The 6966-nt window shown below is 72.1% G+C and carries 7 protein-coding genes; 5 read left to right on the top strand and 2 right to left on the bottom strand.

Annotated elements, in window-relative coordinates; genetic code table 11:
- Positions 1 to 1041, bottom strand: a 1041-nt coding sequence (locus tag AF1_RS30995; protein ID WP_084263497.1) for a sensor histidine kinase, incomplete at its 3' end; no start/stop codon positions are given.
- A gap of 76 nt (positions 1042 to 1117) precedes the next feature.
- Between AF1_RS30995 and AF1_RS30990 the strand changes: the two genes are divergently transcribed.
- From AF1_RS30990 to AF1_RS30975, 4 genes are read left to right on the top strand one after another with little or no spacing between them, the layout of a single operon-like run.
- Positions 1118 to 1480, top strand: a complete 363-nt coding sequence (locus AF1_RS30990) for a PadR family transcriptional regulator (protein ID WP_084263498.1) — start codon at positions 1118 to 1120, stop codon at positions 1478 to 1480.
- Complete coding sequence (locus tag AF1_RS30985) at positions 1477 to 2160, top strand: hypothetical protein (RefSeq protein WP_067807502.1); 684 nt, start codon at positions 1477 to 1479, stop codon at positions 2158 to 2160. Before AF1_RS30990 ends, AF1_RS30985 begins: the two co-directional genes overlap by 4 nt.
- 54 nt (positions 2161 to 2214) lie before the next feature.
- Entirely contained in the window at positions 2215 to 2886 is a 672-nt protein-coding gene (locus AF1_RS30980; protein WP_242608950.1) for an ABC transporter ATP-binding protein, read from the top strand.
- Positions 2883 to 5057: a hypothetical protein gene (locus tag AF1_RS30975; RefSeq protein WP_067807496.1), complete on the top strand. Its 2175-nt coding sequence runs from the start codon at positions 2883 to 2885 to the stop codon at positions 5055 to 5057. Before AF1_RS30980 ends, AF1_RS30975 begins: the two co-directional genes overlap by 4 nt.
- 111 nt (positions 5058 to 5168) lie before the next feature.
- Here AF1_RS30975 and AF1_RS30970 read toward each other — a convergent pair whose 3' ends face one another.
- Positions 5169 to 5600, bottom strand: coding sequence for a hypothetical protein (locus AF1_RS30970; protein ID WP_131732858.1), 432 nt, complete (start codon positions 5598 to 5600; stop codon positions 5169 to 5171).
- Between the two features lie 226 nt (positions 5601 to 5826).
- On the opposite strand from AF1_RS30970, the gene AF1_RS30965 reads away from it, so the two are divergent.
- The gene (locus AF1_RS30965; RefSeq protein ID WP_067807491.1) at positions 5827 to 6921 is read left to right on the top strand and encodes a DUF2207 domain-containing protein; all 1095 of its coding nucleotides are present in this window, start codon (positions 5827 to 5829) and stop codon (positions 6919 to 6921) included.
- Positions 6922 to 6966 lie beyond the last annotated feature (45 nt).

Here is a 6966-nt window from a genome sequence, read left to right as displayed (position 1 = left end):
CCAAGACCACGACCCCCACTGAGCCGGTTCGGTCAGCGCACGCCCGGGCCCGGCGGCCCTCCCGCGCGGGCCTTCACCCCCGGCCTGAAGGCCGGAGCACTGGCCCGCACATCGGTGGCGGACCGCGACCTGCACGGGGGCGCCGGAGGCGTACCGCATGGCGTTGGTGAGCGACTCCTGGACGATCCGGTACACGGTGGCGGTCACCTCGGCGGGCAGCCTTCGCACGCGTCCCTTCACCGTCAGGGAAACGGGCACCCCCAACCTGGTGAGACCGTGACACAGCGGCGGAAGCAGCGCCTTCAATTCGCCGCCCTCGGCCTGCGGGCCCACCACGTCCACCAGCCGGCTCAACGACTTCAGGACCTCGCGGCCCGTGCCGGCGGCGATGGTGAGGGCCTGGCGGGTCAGCTCCGGGTCGGCACGGCGGACGGCGGCGCCGCTGTGCACGGCCACGGCGCTCAGGTGGTGCCCCACGATGTCGTGGACGTCCCGGGCGAGGCGTTCGCGTTCCGCCTCGGCCGCCGCCCGGTTGTCCTGTTCGATCCGGGCTCGAAGGTCGCGCCGCATCGCCTTCTGGTGCCGCCGGAGTTGGCCCAGGGCGGTGATGACCAGGTAGGAGAAGGCGTCCAGCACCCCGCCGGCCAGCAGGTCTCCGGCGCCCTCGGCATATGGCGCCGCCACGGCGAAGGCGACGGAGAACGCCGCCAGGCAGCCGATGACCGCCGGCCTGCGCTCGCGGTGCACCGCCAGTGAGTACAGCGCGACCGAATCGGACACTCCGCTGATCGCGTCGGCACCGGCCGCCGGTACGGCGGCCGCGTTGAGCAGTACCGTCAACGCCAGCACCGGCCCCGGTACGACCCGCCGCCACACCAGCGCGCCCGCCGACAGGACGTCCAGGATCGTGATGACCGTCCAGCGCTGGGCGCTGTAGTCGGCCAGCAGCCAGGTGATGGATAACTGGACGCCTAACAGCAGCAGCGGTACGCCGAAGTCCGCGAGGCGCGGCCACCGCCCTAGGTCCCCGTCCGCACGCATACGGAGACCCTATGGGTGGTCTGTGCGCTCTTGCCTATCTTGCCTTGCAAGGTAGCCACCCAGTACCATGCACTGCATGACAGATATGGCCCGGCGCAGGAGCCAGTGGTTGCGCGGCGTCCTCGATCTGTGCTTGCTCGCGGTGGTCGCCGAAGAGCCGGCCTACGGCTACGAGATGGTGCAGCGGCTCGCCGCCGCCGGGTTGGACGCGGTCGCCGAAGGGTCGATCTATCCCGCGCTCGGCCGCCTGCAGCGCGAGGGCCTCGTGGAGTCGTACCTGGTGGAGAGCGGCGGCGGCCCCGCCCGCAAGTACTACCGGCCGACGCCGGAGGGGGCTTGCGCGCTCGCCGTCTGGTCCAGGGAGTGGGGGCTGCTCGCCGAAGGCGTCTCCGCCGTGCTCGCCGGTTCGGCGCACAGGGAGGAAGGTGCCACGCGATGAGCGAAAAGGTCGTCAGGCAATGCAAGCGGACATGGCGTCGCATCGGTGTCTCCCGCGAGGACGGCGCGGAGATGGCCGGTGAACTGGCGGCGGACCTGCGGGTCGCGCTGGCGGACGGCCGGGACCCCCAGTCCTACGTCGGCGGCGACCCGGCCGGATTCGCCCGCGCCTGGGCGTCCGAACGCGGCGTCGTCCCGCTGCGCTACCGGACGGGGCGGCTGATGGCCGCGTCCCTGCTCGGCGCGCTGCCGGGCCTGTTCGCGGGGCTCTTCATGGTGTTCGGCACGTCCAGCGATGAGTTGGAGCAGGTCCTCGGACGGACGGTGGACGTGCCGACATGGCTGGTGATGATCCTCTACACGGCCAGCGCGGTGTTCGTCTGGGCCGGCGTCCTCGCGGCGGTGTCCGCCGTGCTCAGGTTCCACGCCGATGCGGCGCGGCGGGCGACCGTCGGGGCGCTCGCGGTGCTGCTCCCGTTCTTCGCGGTCGCGGCGGTGGTCGGCACGGCCATGGTGGCGCGTCTGTACGGCTATCCCTACGGCCTTGCCGTCGTCGCCGAGGTGACCGTGCCGCTGTCGATCATGACCGGGCTCGTCGGGGTCACCCGCGTGGTCATCGTCCGCCGGTTCCGCCCCTCGGCCGAACCCGCCGGTTCCCTGTGGGACGCCGTCCCGGCCTGAGGCCCCCCGGCGACGCCGGGCCGGTTTCCAGGTATCCAGATGAGGAGGAGAAGCGTGGCCGATCACGCTACGGCGCTGCGCATTGAAGGGTTGCGGTACGTCCTCCGGGACCGCGTGCTCCTCGACGGGCTGGATGCCGAGGTGCGGGGCGGCCGGTCGCTCGCGGTGACCGGTCCGAGCGGGAGCGGCAAATCCACACTGCTCATGTGTGCGCTCGGGCTGGTCGCACCCGATGCAGGGACGATCACGGTGGCGGGCGGTGATGTGACGCGGATGACGGCACGGGCGCTCGCGGCCCATCGGCGCCGCCACATCGGTGTCGTCTTCCAGTTCGGGGAACTGCTTCCCGAACTGTCGCCGCTGGAGAACGTCGCCGTCGCCGCGCTCCTCGCCGGCACCGAGCGCCGGAGGGCCTACGGCGCGGCGCACGACCTGCTGCGGTGGCTCGGCGTGCCGCCGCAGGGGACGACGGGGCTGCTCTCGGGCGGGGAACGGCAGCGCACGGCCGTCGCCCGGGCACTGGTCACCGAGCCGGCCGTGGTCCTCGCGGACGAGCCCACCGGCGCGCTGGACCACCGGTCCCGGGACACCGTCGCCGACATCCTCTTCGACATGCCCGGGAGCCGGGGATGCGCGCTCGTCGTGGCCACCCATGATCCGGTGATCGCGGCGCGGGCGGACGCGCGGGTGTCGCTGGACGCGGGCCGTCTCGTGGAGCAGCCATGAGCGGCTGGGGTGCTCCGCGGCTGGCGGGGCGGCTGCTGAAGGTCGGCTGGGCGGCGGGCAAGGCGGCCCACGGCGGCCGAGTGCGATTCGTCGCGCTGACCCTCGCCTCGCTGGTGCTGACGGTCGGCCTGCTGGCGCTGGCCTGCACGGCGGCGGTCTACGACGGGCGAGAGCGGCGGGACCTCGCGCGCAGCCCGCTCCCGGCCGAGGCCGGTACGGCGGCGGCCGTGGGGTTGTGGGCAGAGGGGGGCGACACGCTGGGCGGCACTCCCGTGACGATCGTCCAGGTCGTTCCGCTGGACGCGTCCGCAGCACCGCCCCCCGGCCTGAGCCGCTGGCCCGGCCCGGGAGAGGTGTTCCTGTCGCCGGCCCTGGCTGACCGTCCGGCGTACGAGCATGTCAGGACGCGCTACGGCCGGTACGCGGGCCGGATCGGCGCTGCAGGAATCGCCTCCCCGTCCGAACTGTTCGCCTACGTGCAACCCGCGAACGCCGACCGGCACGGAGACGGCTGGATCAAGATCGCCGGTTTCGGCGGGCACACCTGGTCGCCGCTGGGCGAGCGGCTCAACGCCTGGCCCTTGGCGCAGGTGCTGGCGACCGTCGGCGGCCTGACGGGACTGCCGTGCCTGGCGCTGGTCGTGGTCGCGGCGCGGTGCGGCTCGGCCGCCCGCGACCGCCGCAGCGCGTTGCTGGAGACGCTGGGGGCTGGGCGACGCCACCGGGCGCTGATGACCATCGGGGAGGCATCGCCTCCCGCGCTACTCGGCGTGCTCGCGGGCGGAGCGCTGATCGTTCCGATGATGTTCGTGGACGTCCCGCTTCCGGTCACGGGCTACGTCATGGGCGCGTTCGACATCCGAGCTTGGGCGTGGGCCGTTCCGCCCGTGCTCATCAGCGCGTTCGTCATCATCCTGCTCTTGGCCGTCGGCCTGCACAAGGTGGACCGCACCGGGCGCGCGACGCGTCCTCGAAGCTTCGCCTCGCGTGTGCCGAAATGGCGGCTCGCCGTCTTCGCCGTGTCCGTGTCCGGCATCGTCGCGAGCAGTGGTGTTCCGGGGACGACCGGTCTCATGCTCTACATCGCCGCCACGGTCGTGATGTGGTCCGCGCTGCCGTCGGCGGCGGCCGCGGTGGGCCGCCGGTTCGGGGGCCGCCTCGCCACGGCCGGCCTGCGTCGCGGACGGGCGGAGCGGCTGATCGCCGGACGGTGGATCGCCGCCCATCCCGGGGTGATCGTCCGGCTGGCCACCGCGCTCGTGATCGGGCTGGGACTGATCACGCAGATCCAGGTGTGGACAAGCCGCCTCAATGAGCCCGCACGTGCGGCCGTCGAGACCTCCAAGCGGGTTGGGGACCAGGTGCTCATCGTCGACCCCGCCGGCGCGAGCGGGGCCCAGGTGCAGCGGTTTCTGCAGGGTGTGCCGCAGGGCTTCGAGACGTTGCGGCTGACCGGCGGGGAAGGCGGGCCTGTCACGCTGACCGGGACGTGTGCGGTCCTGATGAGCGTGCGGCTGAACTGCGGAGCGCAAATTTGGCCGGCGTCCCTGAACACCGGTGACGCCCGGATTCAGGAACTCGTCCGCTGGCGAGCGGAGGATGATCGTGGACTGCGGATCAGGGCCGTTCCCGATGCCGATTACGCGAAGATGCGCGATGGCTCTCTGGTCCTGATCGGCTCGCAGCGGGGCGAGGGATGGCGCGTCCAGCAGCTCTCGTTCGCCGTTTTCGGCGTGCCCGCGGACGGGCTCGGCATCGAGTACGGCGGTGCGGCGGCGACGCTCAATCGGCTCGGCGACTGGATCGTGCTGTTCGGTGGCGCGGGAATCCTCGTCCTGCTGCCCGCCGCGGCGACGAGTGCGGCCGCGGAATTCCTGCAGTTCGGCACCGCGCTGGCGCCGCTCGCCGTGCAGACGGAACGGCGGTCGGTCTACCTGCGGGTGGCGCTCTGGAACCTCACCGTGCCGCTGTGGCTGGCCACGCTCATCGGCGGCCTCGTCACGGCCTGTCACGGGCTGTTCTTCGTCGCCCAGATCCAGGAGGGATGGTTCTCGTGGGGAGTCCTCGGCGGTGCCATGACGGCCGCCGCGGTCCTGGCCCTGGCGATCGGTGTGACCGGCGGTGTGGGCGCGGCCCGGGCGGCGGGCATTTGGCGCCCTGCGAACGACTGACTCCGGCACACATGATTCGCCGGCATCGTGATCGCGCTCGGGAAGGCCCCGCCGGGCCGGGCGGGGCCTGTGCCGTCAGGCGACACCGTCGTCAGGCGACGCGAGGACGGCTCAGAAGAGCTTCTTGCCCTTGCCGTAGACGTACTTGCCGGTCGACTTGCTCCGGCCGCACTCCTGCACGTACAGGTGGCTGCTGTAGCTGGAGCTCGTGCTGATGCTGACCTTGGCGACGCCGTCGTAGTTGTACTTCGTGCCACCGGAGGTCACTCCGACGATCTTGAAGCGCGACCAGTACCGGTAGCTGCCCTCGGTGAACAGGAACCGCACGCAGGCGGTCCAGCCGTTCTTCTTGGTGTCCTGCAGGTAGCCCTTGACGTAGGTCTTGCCACCGCTGCGGCTGTAGGTGCCCCAGGCGTTGATGTACGGGTAGGAGTCGTAGGGCTTCCAGCCGTAGCTGGCGGCCGCCTCGGCGGGGGCGCCCGCGACGGCCATACCGGCCATCACGGTGCCTGCGGCCAGGGCTAGTGCAGCGATTCGCCGCATAGGTCCCTCCAGGCTCTTGTGTTTCGGGGGTTAGCAGCCGATAACTTAGCAGTGTCCGCATGGTCATCTTTATGTCGGGCTTACAGGCTGACCAGGGCCGGACGTTCTTCGGGGGTGGCGAACCGATCGGACTTTGGACGCGTCCAACGTCCAGGAAGCCGTTCGCGCCCGGCCGGACGGAGCATGGGCCGTGTTACGCCGACACGATCATGGCAACAGTGAAACCATGCCTGAGGTGCGTGGCCGTATCCGGAGGTCCGCGGTTCGCGCGGGTCTCCTGCTGCTGATCCTCGTGCTCGTGCTGCCCGCCCCCGCTCATGCCGCGGAGCCCGTGCCCGGGGTCCCCGGGACCGTCCAGCCGCCCGAACCGGCCGTCGGCGAGAACATCCCGACCTACGACGTCGTGCTCACGATCGGCACCGACGGCGTCCTGTACGTCCGGGAGACGATCACCTACGACTTCGACCAGAGCGGCGAGCACGGGATCGTCCGGCATGTGCCGTTCCGCCGCGGCGACCGGGTCTTCGACGTGCGGAACGTCCGCACCAGCTCCTCCACCGGCGCGCCGTCCCGCGCCCGGATGACGCGGTTCCTGCGCGACGTGCGGATCAGCGTCGGCGACCGGCACCGCGAGGTCCGCGGCCGCCAGGCGTACGTGATCGAGTACGAGGTGGGGCGGGCGTTCACCCCGCACAGCGACCGCGACGAACTGGTGTGGGACGCGATCGGCACGTCCTGGGCCGTCCCGATCGGGAACGCCGCCGTCCGGGTGGAGGCGCCGGTCCCGCTGCGGTACGCCACCTGCCGGGCGGGCACCCCCGGCGCGACGACCCGCTGCCTGCGCGACCGCGACGGCCCCTACGCCGTGGACTTCATCCAGACCATGCTCGCCCCGCACGAGGGCATGCGGATCCGGGTGCGGCTACCGAAGCACGCGATCGCCGTCGCGCCGCCCCGGTACGTCGCGCCGCGCTGGACGGGCGGCTGGCCGGGCACCGCCCTGCTCGCGCTCGCGCTCGGTGCCGTGGCCCTGGTCGCGCGCCGTCCGGCACCGCGCCGCGGGGTCGGCGCCGGGCTGGTCTCGGCCGGTCTGCTGCTGATCGTCGCGGACGCCGGGGGCGAGGTCGTGGCGAGCGGCCCGTGGGCGTTCTCGATGGGCGACCGGTGCCTCGCCGGCCTCGCGCTGCTGATCGTCGGCGCCGGGATCATGCGCGCACCGGGTCCGGACGGTGTGATCGGCAGCGGACGGCGCCCGGGTGGGTCTACAGTTGGTCGGTCGCGGCGTGAACACATCGCATCGGCCGGTCGTCTACGACGATGACACACCTGTGAAGGCGGCCCGTGGATGGGGCGTGCCGGACGGGGT

Origin of the sequence: Actinomadura formosensis NBRC 14204 (genome assembly GCF_001552155.1) — a bacterium.
Taxonomy (GTDB): Bacteria; Actinomycetota; Actinomycetes; order Streptosporangiales; family Streptosporangiaceae; genus Spirillospora; species Spirillospora formosensis.
This window is presented reverse-complemented; position numbering and strand designations above follow the sequence as displayed.